Origin of the sequence: Neorhizobium sp. T25_27 (assembly GCF_002968565.1) — a bacterium.
GTDB classification, from domain to species: Bacteria; Pseudomonadota; Alphaproteobacteria; order Rhizobiales; family Rhizobiaceae; genus Neorhizobium; species Neorhizobium tomejilense.
In genome coordinates this window covers 219,738-242,963 of sequence record NZ_PVBJ01000005.1, presented here as the reverse complement: position 1 = coordinate 242,963, position 23,226 = coordinate 219,738, and the positions used below count along the sequence as shown (strand labels likewise).

At 62.1% G+C, this 23,226-nt stretch carries 29 protein-coding genes; 17 read left to right on the top strand and 12 right to left on the bottom strand.

The window, feature by feature from the left end; all coding sequences use genetic code 11:
* Window positions 1-177: 177 nt before the first annotated feature.
* From rpsM to C5J24_RS16835, 5 genes are all read left to right on the top strand, one after another.
* Window positions 178-546, top strand: a complete 369-nt coding sequence (gene rpsM / locus C5J24_RS16855; RefSeq protein ID WP_024164297.1) for a 30S ribosomal protein S13 — start codon at window positions 178-180, stop codon at window positions 544-546.
* Window positions 547-667: 121 nt separating this feature from the next.
* Entirely contained in the window at window positions 668-1,057 is a 390-nt protein-coding gene (gene rpsK / locus C5J24_RS16850) for a 30S ribosomal protein S11 (protein WP_007766864.1), read from the top strand.
* Between the two features lie 196 nt (window positions 1,058-1,253).
* Window positions 1,254-2,264, top strand: a complete 1,011-nt coding sequence (locus C5J24_RS16845) for a DNA-directed RNA polymerase subunit alpha (protein WP_105419441.1) — start codon at window positions 1,254-1,256, stop codon at window positions 2,262-2,264.
* Window positions 2,265-2,399: 135 nt separating this feature from the next.
* Window positions 2,400-2,825 (top strand): 50S ribosomal protein L17, encoded by a 426-nt coding sequence (rplQ, locus tag C5J24_RS16840; protein ID WP_007766870.1) that lies wholly within the window; start codon window positions 2,400-2,402, stop codon window positions 2,823-2,825.
* Window positions 2,826-2,908: 83 nt separating this feature from the next.
* Window positions 2,909-3,325 carry a DUF2809 domain-containing protein gene (locus C5J24_RS16835; protein WP_245446669.1) on the top strand — a complete coding sequence of 139 codons (417 nt, stop codon included), beginning with the start codon at window positions 2,909-2,911 and terminating at the stop codon, window positions 3,323-3,325.
* Between the two features lie 46 nt (window positions 3,326-3,371).
* On the opposite strand, the gene msrQ is transcribed toward C5J24_RS16835, so the two are convergent.
* Window positions 3,372-4,016 (bottom strand): protein-methionine-sulfoxide reductase heme-binding subunit MsrQ, encoded by a 645-nt coding sequence (msrQ, locus tag C5J24_RS16830; RefSeq protein WP_105419437.1) that lies wholly within the window; start codon window positions 4,014-4,016, stop codon window positions 3,372-3,374.
* Window positions 4,017-4,018: 2 nt separating this feature from the next.
* Window positions 4,019-4,963 (bottom strand): protein-methionine-sulfoxide reductase catalytic subunit MsrP, encoded by a 945-nt coding sequence (msrP, locus tag C5J24_RS16825; protein ID WP_105419435.1) that lies wholly within the window; start codon window positions 4,961-4,963, stop codon window positions 4,019-4,021.
* Window positions 4,964-5,172: 209 nt separating this feature from the next.
* On the opposite strand from msrP, the gene C5J24_RS16820 reads away from it, so the two are divergent.
* A complete protein-coding gene (locus C5J24_RS16820) occupies window positions 5,173-5,583 on the top strand; it encodes a DUF4112 domain-containing protein (protein ID WP_105419433.1) in 411 nt (136 codons plus the stop codon).
* 7 nt (window positions 5,584-5,590) lie between these two features.
* Here the strand turns inward: C5J24_RS16820 and C5J24_RS16815 are convergent, their stop codons facing one another.
* The gene (locus C5J24_RS16815; protein ID WP_105419431.1) at window positions 5,591-5,785 is read right to left on the bottom strand and encodes a type II toxin-antitoxin system HicA family toxin; all 195 of its coding nucleotides are present in this window, start codon (window positions 5,783-5,785) and stop codon (window positions 5,591-5,593) included.
* 3 nt (window positions 5,786-5,788) lie between these two features.
* A complete protein-coding gene (locus C5J24_RS16810; RefSeq protein ID WP_052754766.1) occupies window positions 5,789-6,037 on the bottom strand; it encodes a DUF1902 domain-containing protein in 249 nt (82 codons plus the stop codon).
* 218 nt (window positions 6,038-6,255) lie between these two features.
* Here C5J24_RS16810 and ilvD point away from each other — a divergent pair, with 218 nt between their 5' ends.
* Window positions 6,256-8,091, top strand: a complete 1,836-nt coding sequence (gene ilvD, locus C5J24_RS16805; protein WP_105419429.1) for a dihydroxy-acid dehydratase — start codon at window positions 6,256-6,258, stop codon at window positions 8,089-8,091.
* Between the two features lie 17 nt (window positions 8,092-8,108).
* On the opposite strand, the gene C5J24_RS16800 is transcribed toward ilvD, so the two are convergent.
* The 3 genes from C5J24_RS16800 to C5J24_RS16790 all read right to left on the bottom strand — a co-directional run bounded on the left by C5J24_RS16800 (window position 8,109) and on the right by C5J24_RS16790 (window position 10,155).
* Complete coding sequence (locus C5J24_RS16800; protein WP_105419427.1) at window positions 8,109-9,281, bottom strand: endonuclease/exonuclease/phosphatase family protein; 1,173 nt, start codon at window positions 9,279-9,281, stop codon at window positions 8,109-8,111.
* A 96-nt stretch (window positions 9,282-9,377) separates the two neighbouring features.
* On the bottom strand, window positions 9,378-9,737 hold the full coding sequence (locus C5J24_RS16795) for a lysozyme inhibitor LprI family protein (protein WP_105419425.1): 360 nt from the start codon (window positions 9,735-9,737) through the stop codon (window positions 9,378-9,380).
* 37 nt (window positions 9,738-9,774) lie between these two features.
* Window positions 9,775-10,155: a YkvA family protein gene (locus C5J24_RS16790; protein WP_371674473.1), complete on the bottom strand. Its 381-nt coding sequence runs from the start codon at window positions 10,153-10,155 to the stop codon at window positions 9,775-9,777.
* A gap of 138 nt (window positions 10,156-10,293) precedes the next feature.
* Between C5J24_RS16790 and C5J24_RS16785 the strand changes: the two genes are divergently transcribed.
* Together C5J24_RS16785 and C5J24_RS16780 are read left to right on the top strand one after the other, a co-directional pair.
* Window positions 10,294-11,694, top strand: coding sequence for a DegQ family serine endoprotease (locus tag C5J24_RS16785; protein WP_105401088.1), 1,401 nt, complete (start codon window positions 10,294-10,296; stop codon window positions 11,692-11,694).
* Window positions 11,691-13,007 carry a replication-associated recombination protein A gene (locus C5J24_RS16780; protein WP_105401089.1) on the top strand — a complete coding sequence of 439 codons (1,317 nt, stop codon included), beginning with the start codon at window positions 11,691-11,693 and terminating at the stop codon, window positions 13,005-13,007. The genes C5J24_RS16785 and C5J24_RS16780 overlap by 4 nt, the downstream gene beginning before the upstream one ends.
* A gap of 17 nt (window positions 13,008-13,024) precedes the next feature.
* On the opposite strand, the gene C5J24_RS16775 is transcribed toward C5J24_RS16780, so the two are convergent.
* Window positions 13,025-13,339 carry a DUF1883 domain-containing protein gene (locus C5J24_RS16775; protein WP_037084690.1) on the bottom strand — a complete coding sequence of 105 codons (315 nt, stop codon included), beginning with the start codon at window positions 13,337-13,339 and terminating at the stop codon, window positions 13,025-13,027.
* A 327-nt stretch (window positions 13,340-13,666) separates the two neighbouring features.
* Here C5J24_RS16775 and C5J24_RS16770 point away from each other — a divergent pair, with 327 nt between their 5' ends.
* Window positions 13,667-14,608 (top strand): alpha/beta fold hydrolase, encoded by a 942-nt coding sequence (locus tag C5J24_RS16770; RefSeq protein ID WP_105419423.1) that lies wholly within the window; start codon window positions 13,667-13,669, stop codon window positions 14,606-14,608.
* Window positions 14,609-14,704: 96 nt separating this feature from the next.
* On the opposite strand, the gene C5J24_RS16765 is transcribed toward C5J24_RS16770, so the two are convergent.
* Together C5J24_RS16765 and C5J24_RS16760 are read right to left on the bottom strand one after the other, a co-directional pair.
* The gene (locus tag C5J24_RS16765; RefSeq protein ID WP_105401092.1) at window positions 14,705-15,706 is read right to left on the bottom strand and encodes a ketopantoate reductase family protein; all 1,002 of its coding nucleotides are present in this window, start codon (window positions 15,704-15,706) and stop codon (window positions 14,705-14,707) included.
* 80 nt (window positions 15,707-15,786) lie between these two features.
* Window positions 15,787-16,005, bottom strand: a complete 219-nt coding sequence (locus tag C5J24_RS16760; protein WP_105401093.1) for a hypothetical protein — start codon at window positions 16,003-16,005, stop codon at window positions 15,787-15,789.
* Window positions 16,006-16,223: 218 nt separating this feature from the next.
* On the opposite strand from C5J24_RS16760, the gene ftsZ reads away from it, so the two are divergent.
* On the top strand, window positions 16,224-17,249 hold the full coding sequence (ftsZ, locus tag C5J24_RS16755; protein WP_105401094.1) for a cell division protein FtsZ: 1,026 nt from the start codon (window positions 16,224-16,226) through the stop codon (window positions 17,247-17,249).
* An 11-nt stretch (window positions 17,250-17,260) separates the two neighbouring features.
* Here ftsZ and C5J24_RS16750 read toward each other — a convergent pair whose 3' ends face one another.
* A complete protein-coding gene (locus C5J24_RS16750; protein ID WP_105401095.1) occupies window positions 17,261-17,956 on the bottom strand; it encodes a TetR/AcrR family transcriptional regulator in 696 nt (231 codons plus the stop codon).
* A gap of 162 nt (window positions 17,957-18,118) precedes the next feature.
* Between C5J24_RS16750 and C5J24_RS16745 the strand changes: the two genes are divergently transcribed.
* From C5J24_RS16745 to C5J24_RS16735, 3 genes are all read left to right on the top strand, one after another.
* Window positions 18,119-19,069, top strand: a complete 951-nt coding sequence (locus C5J24_RS16745) for a homocysteine S-methyltransferase family protein (protein ID WP_105419421.1) — start codon at window positions 18,119-18,121, stop codon at window positions 19,067-19,069.
* A 16-nt stretch (window positions 19,070-19,085) separates the two neighbouring features.
* A complete protein-coding gene (locus C5J24_RS16740) occupies window positions 19,086-19,289 on the top strand; it encodes a hypothetical protein (RefSeq protein WP_105419419.1) in 204 nt (67 codons plus the stop codon).
* A 143-nt stretch (window positions 19,290-19,432) separates the two neighbouring features.
* On the top strand, window positions 19,433-20,218 hold the full coding sequence (locus C5J24_RS16735; RefSeq protein ID WP_105419417.1) for a class I SAM-dependent methyltransferase: 786 nt from the start codon (window positions 19,433-19,435) through the stop codon (window positions 20,216-20,218).
* 54 nt (window positions 20,219-20,272) lie between these two features.
* Here the strand turns inward: C5J24_RS16735 and C5J24_RS16730 are convergent, their stop codons facing one another.
* On the bottom strand, window positions 20,273-21,190 hold the full coding sequence (locus tag C5J24_RS16730) for a hypothetical protein (RefSeq protein WP_105419415.1): 918 nt from the start codon (window positions 21,188-21,190) through the stop codon (window positions 20,273-20,275).
* On the opposite strand from C5J24_RS16730, the gene C5J24_RS16725 reads away from it, so the two are divergent.
* From C5J24_RS16725 to C5J24_RS16715, 3 genes are all read left to right on the top strand, one after another.
* The gene (locus C5J24_RS16725) at window positions 21,178-21,528 is read left to right on the top strand and encodes a hypothetical protein (protein WP_105419414.1); all 351 of its coding nucleotides are present in this window, start codon (window positions 21,178-21,180) and stop codon (window positions 21,526-21,528) included. The genes C5J24_RS16730 and C5J24_RS16725 overlap by 13 nt on opposite strands.
* Window positions 21,525-22,226, top strand: coding sequence for a thioredoxin family protein (locus C5J24_RS16720; protein WP_105419413.1), 702 nt, complete (start codon window positions 21,525-21,527; stop codon window positions 22,224-22,226). Before C5J24_RS16725 ends, C5J24_RS16720 begins: the two co-directional genes overlap by 4 nt.
* 329 nt (window positions 22,227-22,555) lie before the next feature.
* Complete coding sequence (locus C5J24_RS16715; protein WP_105419412.1) at window positions 22,556-23,185, top strand: outer membrane protein; 630 nt, start codon at window positions 22,556-22,558, stop codon at window positions 23,183-23,185.
* Window positions 23,186-23,226 lie beyond the last annotated feature (41 nt).

Here is a 23,226-nt window from a genome sequence, read left to right as displayed (position 1 = left end):
AAACACCGCGCCAACTCGCGACAGCTTTAGCGATCGGCGCGGATTTCCCGCAAGGACATCCGAGACCGGTCGTTTTGACCTGTTCCGTATGGTGTTTGAACTGGCGGCCATAGATCTGGCTGCTTTCATGGAAGAAGTACCACTTGCCGGATGGCAACTGGAACAAGGAGAATAGGCGTGGCACGTATCGCTGGCGTCAACATCCCGACTGCGAAGCGCGTTGTCATCGCGCTGACCTACATTCACGGGATCGGCCCGAAATTCGCATCGGAAATCATGGAGAAGGTCGGTCTTCCGGCTGAAAAGCGCGTCCATCAGCTGACGGACTCGGAAATCCTGCAGATCCGCGAAACCATCGACCGCGACTATCAGGTCGAAGGTGACCTTCGTCGCGATACCGCGATGAACATCAAGCGTTTGATGGACCTCGGCTGCTACCGCGGCCTGCGTCATCGCCGCGGCCTCCCGGTTCGCGGTCAGCGCACGCACACCAATGCCCGCACCCGCAAGGGTCCGGCAAAGGCGATCGCTGGTAAGAAGAAGTAATTTTCAAGTGAGCGGTGATTAGTGAGCAGTGATTAGTCCTGCTCACTAACGACTAACGACTGCTTACTTGAGGTGGAGCCGCTGGAATTACGGCGGTGCAGAGATCAACGAAAGGGATAAAATGGCCAAGGAAGCCACCCGCGTCCGTAGACGCGAGCGTAAAAATATTACGTCGGGCGTTGCCCACGTCAATTCTACCTTCAACAACACGATGATCACCATCACCGACGCGCAGGGCAATGCGATTGCCTGGTCGTCTGCCGGTGCAAAGGGCTTCAAGGGTTCGCGCAAGTCGACCCCGTTCGCTGCCCAGATCGCTGCCGAAGACTGCGCCAAGAAGGCGCAGGAGCATGGCATGAAGTCGCTGGAAGTCGAAGTCTGCGGCCCGGGTTCCGGCCGTGAATCGGCTCTGCGCGCTCTGCAGGCTGCCGGCTTCATGATCACCTCCATCCGTGACGTGACCCCGATCCCGCACAACGGCTGCCGCCCGCGCAAGAAGCGCCGCGTCTGATCGTCGGAAATTGAAGGGGCTGCCGAATCTCACATCGAGAATGGGCGGCCTCTGTCTGAACTCGGGAATAGCCGCCTGACCCTCTGCGGAGGTTCGGCGGCTTTACCCATATCGCCGATGGACATGGTTCCGATCGGTGCCCCTCATGCTCGGTTGCCACGATTGGATGGTGGCAACGAACGGAAGGTATTTAGTGATGATCCAGAAGAACTGGCAGGAACTGATCAAGCCGAACAAGGTGGAATTCTCCTCCTCCGGCCGTACCAAGGTAACCCTGGTTGCCGAACCCCTCGAGCGCGGCTTCGGCCTGACGCTCGGCAACGCGCTTCGTCGCGTGCTTCTGTCGTCTTTGCGCGGTGCGGCTGTGACCGCCGTGCAGATCGATGGCGTATTGCATGAGTTCTCCTCCATCCCGGGTGTCCGGGAAGATGTGACGGACATCGTGCTCAACATCAAGGAAATCGCCATCAAGATGGATGGCGACGACGCAAAGCGCATGGTCGTGCGCAAGCAGGGCCCGGGCTCGGTAACCGCCGGCGACATTCAGACGGTTGGCGATATCGAGATCCTCAACCCGCACCATGTCATCTGCACCCTCGACGAGGGCGCCGAGATCCGTATGGAATTCACGGTCAACAACGGCAAGGGTTACGTCCCGGCCGATCGTAACCGTGCCGAAGATGCTCCGATCGGCCTCATCCCGGTCGACAGCCTCTATTCGCCGGTCAAGAAAGTGTCCTACAAGGTGGAAAACACCCGCGAAGGCCATGTTCTCGACTACGACAAGCTGACCATGACCATCGAAACCGATGGCTCGGTCACGGGTGAAGACGCCGTTGCCTTCGCCGCTCGCATCCTTCAGGACCAGCTCTCGGTCTTCGTCAACTTCGACGAACCGCAGAAGGACGTCGAAGAGGAGTCGGTTACCGAACTCGCGTTCAACCCGGCGCTTCTCAAGAAGGTGGACGAACTGGAACTTTCGGTCCGTTCGGCCAACTGCCTGAAGAACGACAACATCGTTTACATCGGCGATCTCATCCAGAAGACCGAGGCGGAAATGCTGCGCACTCCGAATTTCGGTCGCAAGTCGCTGAACGAGATCAAGGAAGTTCTGGCATCCATGGGCCTCCATCTTGGTATGGAAGTTCCCGCCTGGCCGCCGGAAAACATCGAAGATCTCGCCAAGCGTTACGAAGACCAGTACTGAAATCAACGAAGGCAGGTTTTGACTGCCTTTCCCCGTCAAACAGCAGGCACCTTGTCCAAGGATCCGGATGTCTGTATGTGCCAGGAAACGGCAGGCCCTAAGAAGAATGGGTACCTGCATTAAAGGAGAATAGCCATGCGCCACGGAGTAGCCGGCCGCAAGCTCAATCGTACCGCCAGCCACCGCAAGGCGATGTTCGCCAACATGGCGGCTTCGCTCATCACCCACGAGCAGATCGTCACGACCCTTCCGAAGGCGAAGGAAATCCGTCCGATCGTTGAAAAGCTCGTCACCCTCGGCAAGCGCGGCGACCTGCACGCTCGTCGTCAGGCGATCTCGCAGATCCAGGACCAGGACGCCGTCAAGAAGCTGTTCGACGCCATCGCTTCGCGTTACGCAACCCGCAACGGCGGTTACCTGCGTATCATGAAGGCCGGCTTCCGCCAGGGCGACAACGCTGCCATGGCCGTCATCGAGTTCGTTGAACGCGATGTCGACGCCAAGGGCGCAGCCGACAAGGCCCGTGTTGCCGCTGAAGCAGACGCTGCCGAAGCCGCATAATCCTGTCCGCATCGTCGGAATAAAAGGCCGGGTGGAAACGCCCGGCTTTTTCGCGTTTGGTGACCTTGGGCGAAGGATGGATGATGAGTGAGCGGGCTTCGGGGCGCATCCTGCGGATTGCCGGGACGGTGGCGGTGATTGCCGTCGGCCTCGCCCTGCGCCGGTTCGGCTACGATCTCGGTCTGCCGTTCCTCGTGGTGAAATATGGAGGCTCGATTCTTTGGGGCGCGATGGTCTACCTGGCCCTTGCCGCTCTCCTGAACTCCACCCGGGCCGTTCCGGTCATCGCCTTCGCTGTCGTGATCGCCGCCAGCGTGGAGTTCTCCCGGCTCTATCACACGCCATGGCTGAACGAATTCCGGCTGACGAACCCCGGTGCGCTTCTGCTCGGTCGCGTGTTTTCGCTCTGGAATATACTCGCCTATGTCGCCGGTATCGTGACGGCGGCGTTCATCGATCGCCGCCTCGCGAATCGAAGGCCCGCTGACCCGCGTCTATGAGCCACTCCGGTTCTGAGTTGACTGGCGTTTGGCTAATTTCTACGGCCTACTGCCTCACCACCTGCGCTACTTTGGTCTTACCGCGTTTCCAGTTCATGAATGGCCGCCTGACGGCCCGGTAGGCGAGGAGGAGGGCAATCAGCCCGATGTGGATGAACGGCACCAGCGTCACCGATTTGACCGCCAGCACGTAATGAAGCGCCCCGCCGGCGGCGATGATGTAGATCAGCCTATGCAGCCTGTTCCAGCCTTGTGCGAGCTTGCGGATCGACCAGTTGTTGGAGGTGACGGCAAGCGGGATCAGCATCAGCAGGCAGGCAAACCCGATGGTGATATAGGGCCGCTTGGTGATATCGCCGCCGACTGCGCCGAAATCGAAGCGCAGGTCGAGCGTCAGATAGACCGAGAAATGCATCAGCACGTAATAGAAGGCGATCAGCCCAAGCGCCCGGCGATAACGTATCCAGTTGATGCCGGCGAGATCGCGCAGCGACGTGATCGCGAGCGTCGCGATGATGAACCGCAGCGCCCAGATGCCGAGCTGATGTTCGAACTCCTTGACCGGATTGAAGCCGAGGCCACCGGTCAGCCCGAGGTAAAAGTACCAGGCAGCCGGAACGAGCCCTATCACGTAGAGCGCCCAGACGCTGGCCTTGTGATAGCGGCGGGGCAGGGAGGGGAGGCTCGCCATTCTCAATAGTTCGCCTTCAGGTCCAGGCCGTCATAGAGGCTCGCCACCTGGTCCGCGTAACCGTTGAAAGGCAGGGTCGGCCGGCGGTTGGCGCCGAAGAAGCCGCCTTCGCCGATCCGCTGTTCTGTCGCTTGGCTCCATCGCGGGTGGTCGACCGCCGGATTGACGTTGGAATAGAAGCCGTATTCGCGGGCGTTGGCGTTCTTCCAGGTGGTTTCCGGCTGCTTCTCGACCAGCGAAATCTTGACGATCGACTTGATGCTCTTGAAGCCGTATTTCCACGGCACGACGAGCCGGATCGGCGCGCCGTTCGGGTTCGGCAGCGTTTCGCCGTAAAGGCCGACCGCGAGGATCGCCAGGGGATGGCGGGCCTCGTCGAGACGCAGGCCTTCGATATAGGGCCAGGGCAGCGGCTGGAAAAAGCCCTTCTGGCCCGGCATTTCCTCCGGCCGCACCACGGTTTCGAACGCCACGTATTTGGCGCTGCCGAGCGGCTCGACCTGGTCGAGAAGGGTAGAAAGCGGGAAGCCGATCCATGGGATCACCATCGACCAGCCCTCGACGCAGCGCATCCGGTAGGTGCGGTCCTCGAGGCTCATCTTCATGAGTTCCTCAAGCCCGAATTCCTTCGGCTTGCCGACCATTCCATCCACCTTCACCGACCACGGCGTCGGTTTGAAGTCGCCGGAATTGGCGGCAGGATCTTCCTTGTTGACGCCGAATTCGTAGAAGTTGTTGTAGGTGGTGACCGCCTCCTTCGGCGTCAGCGTCTCGTCCAGCTTGAAGGCGCTGGGCTTGGCAGACAGCGGCGCGGCAAACGCGCTGTCTGCACCCGCAAAGGCTAGTCCGGCACCGGCCGCCGCGCCCATAAAATTCCGGCGCGAGATGTAGATATCGCGGGGGGTGATTTCGGAAGCCGCGATATGCGGCGGACGATAGGCGGGCATGTCGAAAATCTCCTCTGCGGCAGCGAGTGCCTTCTTGCTCCTATACGTAACGCGGAACCAAAAGGTTTCACAGCGGCGCGAAGATTGGTTCGAACCACGTTTGCGTGAAAAACGGCAGGTTTGCGGATGGAAATGCGATCGATGGAACCCCATTTCTGGTTCTTCAGTTCTCATCGCAGGGCCATTCGCCCGACAGGAGGAGATTGCAGATGACGGCACGCACGTGGGAGGCCGGAAGCCACGAGACCCTCGCCGACCGCACTGAGAGATTACGGCGCCTGCGCCGCCTTTCGGGCATCGCGCGGTTGATGGACACGGCAATCGGCATTCCCGGCACCCGCATCCGTTTCGGCGCCGATTCCGTCTTCGGCCTCATCCCGCTCGTGGGCGATGCAGGCGGCGCGCTCGTCGGCCTCTACATCGTCAACGAAGCCCGAAGGCTCGGCCTGCCGCCCGCAAAGCTCACCCGGATGCTCGGCAATGTCGCCGCCGACTCCGTGCTCGGCAGTGTGCCGCTGGCCGGCGATGTCTTCGACCTATTCTTCAAATCGCACCGCCGCAACGTCAAGATGATCCTCGACCACTTCGACATCCATCCGGATGAACTGCGGGAGAGGTGAGGGCCGATCAGAACGCTTTCGGAACTCCGGCTTGCTTGAGAGTGGCATTTGCGGTGTGACGGGATTTCACGCCATGGTCCACCGTGAAATAGCGTTTGGTGATCGGGCTGTACCAGATTTCGTGATCACCCTTGCCGGGCCGGTGGTAATGACAGCCGGCCTTTTCCAGCATCTCCTTCAATTCCCGAAGGTAGCCGGCCATTGTTCAGGCGCGTCGTGGGTTGGGAATGCGGGAGAGCTGCTCCGACATGATGTAGACGGGAATTTCCTGAAGCGGAGATGAGGTGCCGTTGAGCTCAATCAAGTCGGCGAGCGCGGCTTTCACCTTTGGTTCAAGCTCTTCCATGGTATCGGCTTCAACGGCCAACCCCTCGATATCGTTGCTCGTCGCGACCCACACGGAGGCCTCCTCGTCCCAGGTGGCGTGAACGATGATAGACATGATGGAGGTCATTGTTTTCTCCGAGCGGCCCTAAAGGCAATATAGAGGTTCGAGGCCCGGAACACAATTTCGGTTTCTGCAGGTATCCCAACCGTACCGCTTTGGCCTGTCGTGATAGTGACACTCCGGGCGCTTTGCGCTAGGAAAGCCGCAAAACCACGGGCTTTTGCGCGCGTCTCCCGAAAGCGGTAGACTGTGCCGGCCCGCAAGAAGAGATCGAGGACAACACCATGCCAGCTTACCGCTCGAGAACCACGACCCATGGCCGCAACATGGCAGGCGCGCGCGGGCTTTGGCGTGCGACCGGCATGAAGGACAGCGATTTCGGCAAGCCGATCATCGCCGTGGTGAACTCCTTCACCCAGTTCGTGCCCGGCCACGTGCACCTGAAGGATTTGGGCCAGCTCGTCGCCCGCGAGATCGAAGCGGCCGGCGGCGTTGCCAAGGAATTCAACACGATCGCCGTCGATGACGGCATCGCCATGGGCCATGACGGCATGCTTTATTCGCTGCCTTCGCGCGAAATCATCGCCGACTCGGTCGAATACATGGTCAACGCCCACTGTGCCGACGCCATGGTCTGCATCTCCAACTGCGACAAGATCACGCCCGGCATGCTCAATGCCGCGATGCGCCTCAACATCCCGGCCGTCTTCGTCTCGGGCGGCCCGATGGAAGCCGGCAAGGTGGTGCTCAAGGGCAAGACCCATTCGCTCGACCTGATCGACGCCATGGTTGCGGCCGCCGACGACAAGATGAGCGACGAGGACGTCAAGGTCATCGAGCGCTCGGCCTGTCCGACTTGCGGCTCGTGCTCGGGCATGTTCACCGCCAATTCGATGAACTGCCTCACCGAAGCGCTCGGCCTGTCTCTGCCCGGCAATGGCTCGGTTCTGGCAACCCATGCCGACCGCAAGCGCCTGTTCGTCGAGGCCGGTCACTTGATCGTCGATATCGCTCGCCGTCACTACGAGCAGGAAGACTATTCCGTCCTGCCGCGCTCGATCGCCACCAAGCAGGCTTTCGAGAACGCCATGACGCTCGACATCGCCATGGGCGGCTCCACCAACACCGTCCTTCACATCCTTGCCGCGGCTTACGAAGGCGAGGTCGATTTCAACCTTGACGACATCGACCAGCTCTCGCGCCGTGTTCCTTGCCTCTCCAAGGTCGCGCCGGCCAAGGCCGATGTGCATATGGAAGACGTCCACCGTGCCGGCGGCATCATGTCCATCCTCGGCGAGCTGGACAAGGGCGGGTTGCTCAACCGCGAGTGCTTCACCGTCCATGCCGAAACGCTCGGCGATGCGATTGACCGATGGGATATTACCCGCACCAACAGCGAGATGGTGCGCAACTTCTTCCGCGCAGCACCTGGCGGCATCCCGACCCAGGTGGCATTCAGCCAGGAAGCCCGCTGGGACGAACTCGACACCGACCGTGAGGCGGGCGTCATCCGCTCCGTCGAACGTCCGTTCTCGAAAGACGGCGGCCTTGCTGTCCTCAAGGGCAATATCGCCATCGACGGCTGCATCGTGAAGACGGCCGGCGTCGACGACTCGATCCTGAAGTTCACCGGTCCGGCTCGCGTCTTCGAAAGCCAGGATGCCGCCGTCAAGGCGATCCTATCCAACGAGATTGTCGCGGGCGACGTCGTGGTCATCATCTACGAAGGCCCCAAGGGCGGCCCTGGCATGCAGGAAATGCTCTATCCGACCAGCTACCTGAAGTCGAAGGGCCTCGGAAAGGCCTGTGCTCTGATCACCGACGGCCGTTTCTCCGGCGGCACCTCGGGCCTGTCGATCGGCCACGCCTCGCCGGAAGCGGCCAATGGCGGCACGATCGGTCTGGTGCGGGAAGGGGACAAGATCGAGATCGACATCCCGAACCGCACGATCAACCTCGCCGTTTCGGACGCCGAACTCGCCGAGCGCCGCAGAGAGCAGGACGCCTCCGGCTGGAAGCCGTCGCAGCCCCGCAAGCGCAACGTCACCACCGCACTGAAGGCCTACGCCGCATTTGCTGCGAGTGCCGACAAGGGCGCTGTGCGGATCTTGCCGGAATAAGGGTCTCGTTGCCCGATTCACTTGTTCGCGGCTGGAGTCGCATCGCGTTTTGAGACGATGAGGCTGACGGGCGCATGGTCGCTCGTCTTCGCCTTTTCGCTCAGAAGCGCGTTAATCCGCTCATGGATCTCATGTTCCACCAGCCCCGCCTTTGCATGTACGATAAGCGACCCGAGGCCGAGGCGGCTCAGCGCTTCCGTGAACGTGATATGGTCTAGCAGTATATTGGGCGAGCGGGCCGGATCCAGCTTGTCTTGAAATTGTGACGTCCAGCGTAAATTCTGCGGGTAATCGAAAAGTGCATGGTTGAGAAATTTCCGTGCGAAGAAGATGTCGCCCTGCAGGACGCCGATCAGGTCGTGCAGCAGATATTCCCGCTCGATAAGCTCCTTACCCGGGCCATCGTTGAGATCGCCGATGACGAAGATGATCGGCGACTCCTCCTGCTCGAAGCGCTTGTCGATATAGTAACGGACATCCGTCGCCTCAGTCGTCAGCTTGATGCGGGCAAGATGGGCATTGGCCATGAACCAGTTGACGTCGGCTCGCGCGTAATATGTCTTGTCCGTTTGACCGGCAGCTCGCCCCGGCACGTCCATGCCGATATGCTTGCTCTTGAAATGCGCTCCGATGATCTCGACCCGACGCCCTTCCCAGGTCATCACCAGCACCTGCGGGTGGCGATAATGAGAATGTTGCTGGCGGATATTGCTTCCAACTGTCTGGCTCGACTCGATCAGCTGGGGTGCGGAAAACACCCATTTGCCGTCGGCCTGCGGGCGGAAGGCTACCGCGGCGCTATAGGATTTCCAGACCGTAAGATCGAGCAGGTGGGCTTCCGTCGCCGCAGCCAATTCCGGCTTGACGAGAAACCACATCCATTGCTCGCCCAGAATGCCGTACGCCCTATCGTCTCCGGCAGGATGGACGATGAGCTGGTATTCGGGAAGGTAGGTCCTGCAGAATTCCAACATCGCATCGGCGCCTCGGATCGCTTCGATCAGGAAAAGCACGTCCGCGTCGATCGCCAATATCTCGCTGCGGAGAGCCTGCAGCTTTGCCTGCGCATCGACCATTGACGGGCGACGGCCGGAGAACGTTTTCGATTTTTCCTTCGCCTTTCCAGTCACGACACTGAAAGAATCGATCAGCCACTCAACATTCCACGATGTGATCTTGAAAGCCTTCATGATGGTCCCCCGCGTCTATAGACGGGCGAACAATAGCACGGATGCATCCTTCGGGTGTGTCGGTTTCGTAAAATCAACGATCCGCCCGGGATGCCCTCAAAGCGGCCGGTTCAAATTCTTGTAGGCCTCATCCAACTGCTTTAGCCTCTCGCCATAGGCCGCCCGGAGGCATTCGACATCCTCGCCACAGGCCTGCCGCCTCTTCAGCCAGGCGCTCTGTTCGTCCTGCAGTTTGCCACGGTTTCCCATCGCCATCAGGCTGGTGAGGATGTCGAAGGTGGTGACCATTTTCACGTCGGCATCGTTGAGCGTGCGGGTGTCGCAGATCACCTTCTCGTCGGCCGCAAGGTTTGCCCGCTCGCAGTCGAAACTCGCAGCAGTTGCAGTTCGGGGCGAGCCTGAGAGCGTCAGGCCGAGAAGGCTCGTCAAGGCGATGGCGATGGTAAAACATCTCATGGCTGCACTCCTGATCTCCAGTCGGAACGCCTGGAGATCAGCTCAGTTCCCAGAGGCTCCACAGAGCGAAGACGAGACAGGAGAACCAGATGAAAAGGATGAAGGCGAAGCCGGTGCGGCTGGTGGGGCGTTCGGCCCAACGCTCGGCCTTGGCGCGGAACTCGCTCATCAGCGGCGCGGGGACCAGCCTGATGGCAAGCGCGATGCCGAGCGGCACGATCAGCAGATCGTCGAGATAACCGAGAACGGGAATGAAATCGGGAATGAGGTCGATCGGCGACAGCGCGTAGGCCGCGACCGCGCCGGCGACCAGCTTGGCATGCCCCGGCACGCGGCGGTCGCGCGCGGCGAGCCACAACGCCAGAACGTCGCGTTTCAGCCGTTTCGCCCAACCTTTCATGCCTGCCAGCCAGTTCAATGTTCTTCTCCCGATCTCGACCCTATATAGGGAGGAAAGCTTGACGGTTTTCGCCACAATTTCCGTTGTTCCGCCACCTTTCCTTTCTAGCGTGGCGCGCTACAAATCGATCCGGATTTTTCTCAAATGAGGACTTACATGCTGACCATGCCGAAACGCGTGTCGACCGGCCTTCTCGCTCTTGTTCTTCTGATGCCTGTTGCGGCACTCGCCCAGGAAAAGGTGGTGCCGCAGAGCCGTCAGGAAATGCAGCTCTCCTTCTCGCCACTGGTTAAGCAGACGGCCGGCGCCGTCGTCAACGTCTATGCCGAACGGGTCGTGCAGCGTCTCAATCCGTTTGCGGGGGACCCCTTCTTCGAGCAGTTCTTCGGCCAGCGCATGCCGAACCGTTCGGAAAAGCAGTCGTCGCTCGGCTCCGGCGTCATTCTTGCGGCAGATGGGCTCGTCGTTACCAACAACCACGTGATCGAAGGTGCCGACGATATCAAGATCGCGCTCGCCGACGGCCGCGAATTCCCCTGTGACGTGGTGCTGAAGGACGCGAGCATCGACCTGGCCGTGCTGCGCATCAAGTCGAAGGAGCCTTTTCCGGTTCTCGCCATCGGTGATTCCGATCGCACCGAAGTAGGCGATCTGGTGCTTGCGATCGGCAACCCGTTCGGCGTCGGCCAGACGGTGACGAGCGGCATCGTCTCCGCACTTGCCCGTAACCAGGTCACTACCGGCGATTTCGGCTTCTTCATCCAGACCGACGCCTCGATCAACCCGGGCAATTCCGGCGGCGCGCTGATGAACATGAACGGCGAGCTGATCGGCATCAACACCGCGATCTTTTCGCGCGGCGGCGGCTCTAATGGCATCGGGTTCGCGATCCCCGCCAATCTCGTGAAAGTCTTCCTCGCCACGGCTGCCGCAGGCAAGACGAGCTTCGAACGCCCCTTCGTCGGCGCGAGCTTCGATGCCGTCAATTCGGATGTGGCCGAAGCGCTCGGCCTCAAGACCGCCCGCGGCGCGCTGGTGACACGCGTTGTCGAAGGCGGACCGGCGGACAAGGCCGGCCTGAAGCCCGGCGAAGTGGTAACTGCCGTCAACGGCATTTCGGTCGAGCATCCCGATGCTCTCGGTTACCGGCTGACCACCGCCGGTCTCGGCAGGCAGGCGGTGCTGACCATCCAGACCGCCGACGGCCAGCGGCAGGTGAACCTGGCGCTCAACACCGCCCCGGAAACAACGCCCCGCGACGAGCGGCTGATCGAGGGGCGCAATCCGTTTGCCGGCCTTCGCGTGGCCAACCTGTCGCCGAAGCTTGCGACCGAACTGCGCATCCCGGCTGAAAAGACCGGCGTGGTCGTAACCGACGTGACGCGCAACTCTCCCGCCGCCCGCCTCGGTTTCGAGCCGAAGGACATCCTCATCTCCCTGAACGGCACTGCCGTCACCAGCACCAAGGGCATGGAAACCATGCTCGGCGACGATCCGGGCTTCTGGCGGGTGGAGATCGAGCGTGGCGGCCAGCGCATCAGGCAGTTCTTCCGATGAGCGGTGATCTCTTCGCGCCGAAGGTTCCGGAAGAGGTCGCCAACCGGCGGCCGCTTGCCGATCGCCTGCGGCCGAAGTCGCTTGCCGAAGTCACCGGGCAGCCGCACCTGACGGGCGAGGACGGTGCGCTGCGGCGGATGATCGATAGCGGCTCGCTCGGCTCGATGATTTTCTGGGGGCCGCCCGGCACCGGCAAGACCACGGTGGCGCGGCTGCTTTCCGGCGAGGCGGGTCTCGCCTTCGAGCAGATATCGGCGATCTTTTCCGGCGTAGCCGACCTGAAGAAGGTCTTCGAGACCGCACGCCTGCGCCGCATGGACGGGCGCCAGACGCTGCTCTTCGTCGATGAGATACATCGCTTCAACCGCGCCCAGCAGGACAGTTTCCTGCCCGTCATGGAGGATGGCACCGTCATCCTGGTCGGTGCCACCACCGAAAACCCGAGCTTCGAACTCAACGCCGCTCTTCTGTCACGTGCCCGGGTGCTGACCTTCCGCAGCCACGACGAGGAAAGCCTGAGCGAGCTTCTGGCCCGCGCCGAACAGGCCGAGGGCAGGCCGCTGCCGCTTGATGAGGATGCACGCGCCAGCCTCATCCGCATGGCCGATGGCGACGGCCGCGCGGTGCTGACGCTCGCCGAAGAGGTCTGGCGCGCCGCGCGGGAAGGGGAAGTCTTCGATACGACCGGCCTCACCCAGATCGTCCAGCGCCGCGCCCCAGTCTACGACAAGGCGCAGGACGGCCACTACAATCTGATCTCGGCGCTCCACAAGTCGGTGCGCGGCTCGGATCCGGATGCCGCACTCTATTATCTGGCGCGCATGTTCGATGCGGGCGAGGACCCGCTTTATCTTGGCCGCCGGCTGGTGCGCATGGCGGTCGAGGATATCGGCCTTGCCGATCCGCAGGCGCTGGTCGTCTGCAATGCGGCCAAGGATGCCTATGACTATCTCGGTTCGCCTGAAGGCGAGCTGGCATTCGCGCAGGCCTGCGTCTATCTGGCGACCGCGCCGAAATCCAACGCGGTCTATACCGCCTTCAAGGCTGCCACCCGCGCCGCCAAGGAAAACGGTTCGCTCCTGCCGCCCAAGCACATCCTCAATGCCCCGACCAAGCTGATGAAGGGCGAGGGGTATGGCGACGGTTACCGCTACGACCACGATGAGCCGGACGCGTTTTCAGGTCAGGATTATTTTCCGGAAAAGATGGGCCGGCAGACGTTCTACGACCCGCCGGAGCGCGGCTTCGAGCGTGACATCCGCAAGCGGCTCGACTGGTGGGCCAAGCTTCGCAAGGAACGAAACCCGAAGTGACCCTCGTCTGAAACCGATCAGGAGGCCTGTTTCTGGGCCACGACATTGGCCGGCGCGCCGATCAGCCTGACGGAAGATTCCGCCAGCCCGTGATGGCCTTCCATGTCGACGATGACGTGCCAGTGGCCAGCCTCCGGGATCACCAGGCGGATGGGGGACCGTTTGGCGATGCCGCCGACATATTTGAAATCGAGAAGCTCGGTAAAGCGCTGGAAGTTGGCGGCGTTCATCAGGCGCACGTTGTTGACCGCATTCAACGTCACCTCGATCGTCGTCCCCGCCCGCTGCGGTTTCAGATCGTAGTGGGTAAAGCGGAAATTCGGTACGGCCATTCCTGCCTCATTGATGCCAGCATAGAAGTTCATCAATCTTAACAAAATGTCGTTAACGAATGGTGGAACCTAGCGGCTACCTGTGTGTTTAGTTTCTGAAGACCATCTTCAGCCGGCACAGTCCCCATGCCGCGCCGAGGATTATCAGGCGGCTTTCATCCCCTGCAGCCGCCGTACAAGAATAATATTTTGACCTCCAATCTGCCTGTCCCGCCGTCTCCTCGCGGCGGGATTTTCTTTGCGCGAACAATTTTTAGCGTGGATTGTCGGCCCGGGCTCTTCCTCTCCGTCCTTGGGGCATCACCACCGATCCCCGAGGAGGACGTCATGTCGATCAGGATAATCGCCACCGCAATCGCAGCCCTTGCCGCATCGCTCGTTCCGGCATTCGCCGAAGCGCAGGAGCCGAAGTCGGCCGCGCCGCAGGCAATCGCCGCCGAGCCATCGAAGAAGGGCCGTGTCGAGGCCGGCGGCATCAGCTATTATTACGAGATCCGCGGGAAAGGCGAACCGCTCCTGCTGCTCCATGGTGGTCTCGGCTCCGTCGATATGTTCGCCCCGATCATGCCGGCGCTGACGGAGCACCGCCAGGTGATCGCCGTTGACCTCCAAGGCCATGGCCGCACCCCTCTCGGCAAGCGTCCGATCAGCCTAGAAGCCATGGGCGCCGACATGGGCAGGGTCGTCTCACAACTCGGCTACCGCCAGGTCGATGTGCTCGGTTATTCCATGGGCGGCGGCATCGCGCTGCAGATGGCCGCTCAGGCGCCGGAAAAGGTGCGGCGGCTCGTCATCGCCTCGGCGCCGTTTGCCAAACGCGGCTTCTTTCCGGAAATGATCCCGCAGCAGGAGTCCGTCACCGGTGCCATGGCCGAGATGATGAAGGACACGCCGATGTTCATCTCCTACAAGGCCGTGGCTCCGGATGTCTCCGAATTCCCGCGGCTCCTCGACGCCATGGGCGACCTGATGCGCCGGGACTACGATTTCTCCGATGCGGTCGCCAAGTTGACCATGCCGGTCATGCTGGTCTTCGGCGACAGCGACATGGTGCGCCCGGAGCATATCGTCGAGTTTTACCAGAAGCTCGGCGGCGGCCTGAAGGATGCCGGCTGGATGCGTGAGAACATGCCGAAGAACCGGCTGGCGATCCTGCCCGATCTCACCCATTACGAGGCATTCGCATCGCCGGCCCTGGCGCCGACCGTGCTGCCCTTCCTGGACGGCAAGAGCAATGCGCCGAACTGGGCGGAGCAGGTGAAGAAGTGAAAACCGCAATAAAAGCTATGCCGGCCGAAAGGCCGGCATAGCTTCGATTTCAACCACTTGCCGGCATCTGCGGATTCCCGTTCAGAAACACTTGAATCAGTTTCTGAGGTTTTCGCGGTCGAGCTGCAGCGTCAGCGCCAGCACTGTTTCGCAGGTCGGGGTCGGCACGCCGGCGAGCTTGCCAAGCGCCACCACCATGCCGGTCAGCGGAACGATCTCCAGCGCCTTTCCGGCAAGCAGGTCCTGCAGCATCGAGGTCCTGACCGGGCCGAAACCGCCCGACCGGCCAAGCTGTTCTTCGAGGCTTCGGCTGAAGGCCGCGCCAAGCGCCTCGCCGACGGCCCTGGTTTCCGCCATCACCTTGCCGACCTGCGCGACCAGCGCTGCATTTTCCATGATGCTGTTCATCCGGCCGCGGGTAAGCGCGCTGATCGGGTTATAGGCGGCGTTGCCCATCAGTTTGGTCCAGATCTCGTCGCGGATCCGCGGGGTCGGGATGATGTTGAGCCCGGCACGGCCGAGAAGTTCGGAGATCGACACCAGGTCCGGCGAAAGCTCGCCGGATGGTTCGCCGAGGAAAAAGCGGCCGTCGCCATTGAGGCGGATGGTGCCGGGTTCGGTCACCTCCGCCCCCTGATAGGCGACGCAGCCGATGACCCGTTCCGGACCGACCAGCCGCCAGAGCTTGCCCTCCGGATCGAGTTCCGGGAGCTGTCTTTCCGCATGCCCGCTTCCGGAATCCCGATGGAAATACCACCAGGGAATGCCGTTGAGGATCATGATGACCCGGGTGCGTTCCTTGAGAAGGCTCGCAAGGCCCTCGGCCGCATCGCCAAGCTGGTGTCCCTTGAGACCGGTAATGATCAGGTCCTGTTTCGGCAGTTCCGACGGGTCGCTGGTGGCGGTGACACGCGCATGGAGCGGCGCGGCATCGCCGCCCTGCTCGACGGTCAGGCCCTTGTCGCGAATGGCGGCGAGATGTGCGCCGCGCGCCACGATCGAGACATTGGCCTCCTCGCCGAGCCCGTTCGCGATCTTCGTCGCGAACGTGCCCCCGAGAGCGCCCGCACCATAAATGCAGATATTCCTGATGGTCATGATCCTCACCGACGCTGAAATGCAGTGCGGGTAGATCTAGGGCATCTCCGGCGGTCAGGCGAACGAGTTTTTGTGATGGGTCAATGGGCCCAGTTGGCGGAAACGAGTTCTGTCCGGCGAAGCTCGTCGATCGCGGTGACTGCATCTTCCACGGACCAGCCGGCCTTGACGGCGGCGGCAATCATCTTGATCTCCGCCTCCTCTTCGAGGGCAAGAAAGAGCGGTTCGAGGGCCTCCTGAACGGTGAGGATATGTTCATCGGGCGGGGCTATGGACGCACGTGCGGCGGACGTAGGCATGGTACGTGGTGCTCCTCTCTCTTTTGTGATCGACTGTTCACAATTGCTATGACCGCAAAAGGTTCCACGCAACCTGTGGAAAATTTCATTCGGCCGCTTTCTGCAGCACCGAGCTTGTTCTTTCGCCAAGCCTCTGCCTTGTTGCCGAGCTAAAATGCAAGTGATTCGGGTGCCACGAGGCCGCCCGGCCGGCGGGTGCCGATGCCAAGGAGATTGCGATGACGGACGCCAAAAAATACCAGATCACCGAAATGCGGCCGAAGATCACCGTGATCGGCGTCGGTGGCGGCGGCGGCAACGCCATCAACAACATGATCGCCGAGGAATTGGAAGGCGTCGATTTCATCGCCGCCAATACCGACGCGCAGGTTCTGGCAACCTCCAAGGCGTCGCGGCGCATCCAGCTCGGTGCCCATGTGACCGAAGGCCTCGGTGCGGGCTCGCTGCCGGAGATCGGCCGCGCTGCAGCGGAAGAATCGATCGACGAGATCATGGACCATCTCTCCGGCTCGCACATGTGCTTCGTAACGGCCGGCATGGGCGGCGGCACAGGCACCGGTGCCGCACCGGTCATCGCCCATGCTGCCCGCAATGCCGGCATCCTTACCGTCGGCGTCGTCACCAAGCCGTTCACCTTCGAAGGCAACCGCCGCATGAAGACGGCCGATGCCGGTATCGAGGAACTGCGCCGGGCCGCCGATACCGTCATCGTCATTCCGAACCAGAACCTGTTCCGCATTGCCGATGCCAAGACCACGTTTGCCGACGCGTTCATGACCGCCGACAAGGTGCTATTTGCCGGCGTCGGCTGCATTACCGACCTGATCGTCAAGGAAGGCCTGATCAACCTCGATTTCGCCGACGTGAAGTCGGTGATGAAGGGCATGGGCCGGGCAATGATGGGCACCGGCGAAGCCTCCGGCGACGGTCGCGCGCTGCTTGCCGCGGAAGCTGCGATCGCCAATCCGCTGCTCGACGACATCTCGATGAAGGGCGCCAAGGGCGTGCTGATCTCGATCTCCGGCGGTTCCGACATGACGCTGTTCGAGGTGGACGAAGCCGCAAGCCGCATCCGCGACGAAGTCATGGATGACGCCGATATCGTCGTCGGCGCGATCTTCGACCGCAGTCTCGATGGAAAGTTCCGCGTCTCGGTCGTCGCGACCGGCCTCGATGGCGGCGAAGCCGGTGTCGCTCCCGGCACTCCGGCGGACATGCAGACTTTCCAGCGCACGCTGCAGTAACGTCGGCTCGCCTATCTGGAAAACAGCAGTTTTATATAGGAGCGGTAGGCAAGGATCTGCCGCTCCAGTTGCCAGGGGTCCTTCAGCGCCTTGGACATGATGATCGCCCCGTCCATGACGCAGGACAGCATGTTCGCCACATCTGCCAGAGCCACTGGTTCGCGGGGCGGATAAACCGCTGCGATCTCCTCGATATGCTCGAGAAAGCGCGCGTTCCAGGAACGTATCGAATCCGAGTTCAGCTTCAAGACTTCATGATCGAAAAGCCGCTCCTGGTAGCAGACCGAGGCGATCAGGCAGCCTGGATGGCCGCCCGGCAGGTCGCGCACCAGCTCGCTCAGGAACTTCAGCCCCAGTAGGAAAGCCTGCAGCGGATCGTCGCTCAGTTCCCGGCCCCGGCCGAAGATGTCGTCGAAGATCTGGTCGTTTTCGGCGACGTAGCGGCGCAGCATCTCGCGCGCCAGCTCGTTCTTGTCCTTGAAATGGTAGAAGAACCCGCTCTTGGTGATACCGGCTTCGGCGATGAGTTCGTCGATGGATGTGGCGGCGAACCCCTTGGCGAGCACGGACGCTTCCGCGATCTCCAGGATGCGGTCGCGGGTGGCTGCTCCTTTGCGCGTTTCCCGCGTCTCCGAAGACTTGACCGCCGGTACAGTTTCTCGCGGCCTCACCGTGGCAACGTCGAGATTCTCTGCCCTTCGAGACATGCTAACCTCCCGTAAATTCGGACAAATTTCAAAAGCATGCTCGGCTGTACCATGAGCTTACTAGAAGCTCCGCACGTAAATCTGCGAAAAACCGGTCATTCACTGAGCGGCCCGGAGCAATATCCAGGATCGGCTCGCCATGTTTACCACAGGAGACAGACGATGGCCAAGTATCGCCACAACCTGCCGCAGATCAAGAGCGGCGATTTTCTTTCCGACGGAGGTCTGGAGACGACGCTGGTCTTCCATCGCGGCATCGACCTTCCGGCCTTCGCAGCTTTTCCGCTGCTCGACAACGCCGCCGGCCGCGAGGAACTGACCGCGTATTACGAGACCTATCTGGCGATCGCCCGCGATCACCGCCTCGGCTTCATCCTCGACACGCCGACCTGGCGTGCAAATGCCGACTGGGGGCCGCAGCTCGGTTACGATCGCGAGGCGCTGAGGGCGCTCAATATCCGCTCGGTCGAATACGTCGAAAAGCTGCGTCGGCTCTGGGAGCGGCCGAGCCGGCCGATCGTCCTCAACGGCGTCATCGGACCGCGTGGCGACGGCTACAAGGACGGCAACATGGAGCCTCAGGCAGCCGAGGATTATCACGCCTTCCAGGCCGAAGCCTTCGCCGAGAGCGAGGCCGACATGATCTCGGCGATCACCATGAACAATATCGGCGAGGCGGTTGGCATCGTCCGGGCCTCGAGGCGCGTCGGCATGCCCTGCATCGTGTCCTTCACGGTCGAGACGGACGGTAGGCTGGTCAACGGCAAGACATTGCGGGCGGCGATCGAGGAAACCGATGCGGCGACCGGTGGTTACGCGGCCTATTACATGGTCAACTGCGCCCACCCCACCCATTTCGAGCAGGCGCTTTCCCGCGGCGAAAGCTGGGTGAAACGGATCTCCGGCATTCGAGCCAACGCGTCCGCCAAGAGCCATCAGGAGCTCGACGATTCGACGGAGCTGGATATCGGCGATCCGCTCGACCTCGGCGCCCGCTACCGCTCGCTCCGGCAGAACTATCCGGCGATGCGGGTGCTCGGCGGTTGCTGCGGCACCGACCACCGGCATCTGCAGGCGATCTGCGACGCCTGCCTGCCGGCGGCCGCGGCCTGAGGCGGGAGGGAGGAGCATGCCTGCCACGACATTGTTCGGCGCCATCGCCCTGATCTCCGGCCGTTGGCTCAATCCCTGCGTCACGGTGAAGGATACCGATGGCGAGCGCGCCCGGGCGAGGCTCAGGACCCTGCCCATGATCGACGAACACCTGCTGCGCGATATCGGCTTTCGCGAGGAGGTATCCCGTTTCCACCGCAACCGCTTTCCGGGGTTTTGACCGCAAGGCCGGTTCTTGCAAATGCCTTCCGGCGGTTTCGGCTGCCGGGAGGCTTTTCCTTTTCCGCCTCTTCCCCGTCTTTCCACCGTCATCGCGTGGCGGTATAGCTCGCGGCCCATTCGACGATTGAGAGGAGGACGAGCATGGATGCGACTGATGTCGGCGCCCATTGGGAGAGCAATGCCGAGACCTGGACGATCTATTCGCGGGCCGGTTACGACAAATACCGGGATGCGCTGAATACGCCTGCCTTCCTCGAGATGCTGCCGCCGGTCACCGGATTGAGAGGTCTCGATCTCGGCTGCGGCGAGGGCACCAATACCCGCGAGGTCGCGCGGCGCGGGGCCGAGATGATCGGGCTGGACATTGCTCCGACCTTCATCCGTTACGCGCGCGAGACGGAAGCTGCCGATCCGCTCGGCATCGTTTATGTGCTCGGCGACGGGCAGGGGGTCGACTTTCCGGACGAAAGCTTCGATTTCGTCACCGCCTTCATGTCGATGATGGACATGGCCGATCAGCGCGAAGTGCTGAAGGGCGTCCATCGCATCCTGAAACCCGGCGGTTTCCTGCAGTTCTCGATCCTGCATCCCTGTTTCGTGCCGCCGACGCGCAAGAACATCCGTGACGAGACGGGCGAGGCGGTCGCCGTCCAGGTGGCCGACTATTTCGACGAAACGGACGGGCGGATCGAACGCTGGCTGTTTTCGGACATCCCGGCTGAGGAGCGGGCGAAGCTGACGCCGTTTGCGGTGCCGCGTTTCCACCGGACGCTGACCACCTGGGTGTCGATGATCGTCGGCGCCGGACTGGTGATCGATGCCTTCGGCGAGCCGATGGCATCCGAAGAGATGGCGCGGGCCGAACCGGTCGTCGCCGACACCCGCGTCGCGCCGATCTTCCTGCACATCCGCGCCGTCAAGCGGTAGACGCGAAAAGGGCGGCCAGGCTCTCGCATGGCCGCTCCATCAGGATCGCGATGTTCAGTAGCGTGTCGCGACCAGCAGGTCTTCCTCCTCGTCTCGCTGACGACCGCCGAGGGCGGCTGCCGCGGACGAAATGAAGGCGCCGACAAGCAGCGACAGCGAGCCGACCAACGCGGTCGTGGCGGCCGCCTTGCGGGCCTCGTCCGCTGCCTTCTGGGCGGCGACCTTGGCATCGTCGATCCGCTTCAGGACCGCATCGACGCGAGCGCGGGCATCCTGCGGCGAAAGGCCGGTGCGGGCCGCGACGATCGTTGCCAGATAGGCCTTGTCGTCTTCCGGTACTCCGCCCTGGACGGCACCGTTGAGCAGAATGCGCGACACTTCCGCGGTTGCCGCCGCGTCGTCGTTCTGGGCGCGGGCCTGGGCCTGCTGCGGACGCAGCAGCGCATCGGTGAAGTACGACGTCGCCATGTCTGTGCCGCCGGACCCGCTATCCGACGAGGACGCGGCCGCTGCGGTACCGGCGACACCTGCAGTCGCCGCCGCCGATCCGACAGCCTGCGCTCCGGTGCTCGCCAGCGAGCCGAGCGACGACGCCAGGAAACCTGCGACGAAGACGGTGGCGACGGCCCAGGAGACGAAGCCGTGGGCGGTATCGCGGAAGAACACCTCGTCGGTATGCACGGCCGCCCATTTGGTGCGCAGCCGGCCGGTCAGATATCCGCCGAGCGCCGCCGACAGCCATTGCACCACCACCAGCCAGATCGCCGCGCTGATGCCGACGGTGGCGGCGGAACTGCTTTCCCCCGACCAGGGAGAGATCATGGTGAGGCCGAGGCCGGATCCGAAAAGGATGAGGATGAGGCTGATGCCGGTGGCGGCCACCGCGCCGCCGAAGATCGGCCCCCATGCGATCGCAGATTTCGACGACTCCACCGGAGTTGCGATCGCGGAGCCTGCGGATGAAATGGGCATTTTCCGCCTCCTCAACGCATGAAGAGAACAAGAAGGATGACGATCGGCAGTGGGATGCCGAGAAGCCAGAGCAGTATGCCGCGTCCCATGGTGAACCTCCTGAAAGAACACAGTTTGTTGTCGAATTGCGTTCCCTCAACACGCCGGCCGACGGTTGGTTCCTGACGCCGATTTATTTAACGATTTTAGCTGAGGCGGGGTGGTTGCCGACGCACCCGTTCAACGTGTGGCGACGTATGGTCCAGCCCGAATGGTCACTAAAGCGTGAGCCTGTAACCGAGGCGCGGACCGCCGCGAATGAAGGTGCGATGGCAATGCTGCAAGGAGCATCCGCGTGAAAAACCTGAATTCGTTTCGTATCGCGATCGCCGCCGCGTCGCTTGGCCTGATCGGTGCAGCACCCGCCCTGGCCGGCGCGAGAAATCCGGTCGTGGTCGAACTGTTTACGAGCCAGGGCTGTTCGTCCTGCCCGCCCGCCAATGCCAATCTGGTCAAGCTGAGCAGCGATCCCAACATCCTGGCGCTCAGCTTCGCCGTGACCTATTGGGACTACCTCGGCTGGAAGGACATTTTCGGCAGGAAGGAGTTCACCCAGCGCCAGGTGACCTACGAACCGGCACTCGGCCAGTCGGGCCCGTTCACGCCTCAGATGGTCATCAATGGCCGCACTTCGACGGTCGGCCAGGATCTCGGTGAAGTTCGCAGCCTGATCGCAGCAGAAAAGCCGCTTGCCGGACCTGCGGTGCGCCTGAAGGGCGACACGGCCGCGATCGATGGCGGCGGCAAACCGGCTTCGCCTGCCGATATCTGGCTGGTCCGCTATGATGCGGGTCTTGTCGAAGTTCCCGTGGCGCGCGGCGAAAATGCCGGCGAGACATTGCCCCATGCACATGTGGTGCGCCAACTGACGCATCTTGGGCTATGGGACGGCAAGCCGCAAAGCCGGACGATCCCGCCGGCAAAGCCCAACGAGAAACGTGCTCTGCTCGTCCAGGAGCGCAATGGCGGCCAAATTCTCGCGGCGGCGACGGATTGATGAAGAGCGGAGACGGGCCGCTAAAGCTGCGTGCTCTCTGATGTCCACACCATCCGTAGAGAACCTGTTCCGGCGCCGCCGCTTCATTCCATCGGCGCGGGAGCCTGCTCCCGATGCTGTTACACTTGTTGATCGGTTCTCTGCCACTCGCGGCCGGCGAGTTAAGGAAGTGTTTATGAATTCGTGAAAAATGAATGGATACTTGCCGGCGGTCCGGGCCTGAGGGGGCTTGGTTGGGATGACCGTGACTGCCGCGCGGTGCGTAACCTTTTGAGTAACCGCCTGCATGTGTTCGCGACGCAGGTGCTGTACGGAGTAAAGCCAAGACCATGAACAAGAAGCCCTTCGCCCTGGCGATCTTCGCCGCATCTTTCGCCACGCCCCTCTGGGCTGCCGACCTCGCGCCTTATTCCGAACCGCCGGCCTATAACGAACCTGCCGGCGCACCGAAAGCGGGTTGGGGTGGCGCCTATGTCGGTGCCGATCTCGGCATGGCATCCCGCAAGCTGAACCCGTTCGATGGCGACAAGGGCCTCGTTCTGGGCGCTCATGGCGGCTACAATATAGACCTCGATTCCGGCGTCGTCGGCGCGGAAATCGAAGCCTCGCATCTGGGCAACGTGGAAAGCCGCGTACCGGGCGGCAAGATCACCGAGAAGGGGCGCGTGGCCGCCAAGGCCAAGGCCGGCGTTGGCTTGAACCAGACGCTCGTCTATGGCACCGCGGGCGTCGCGCTCACCAGCTTCGGCGGCAAGAACGGCACGTCCGGTCCGGACGGCTGGAAGCCGGGCTGGGTCTTGGGCGCCGGCGTCGAGCAGAAGCTGACCGACAATCTGTCGGCCCGGGTCGAATACAATTACACCATGACCAACGATGTCCGCAGCACTTCCGGCGGCGTCTCCTCCAGGACCGACGTGCGCGACCAGACGCTCAAGGCTGGCGTGAACTACAAGTTCTAGTCCCGCAAAAAACTCTCCGGATCCATCGGATCTGGAGAGGG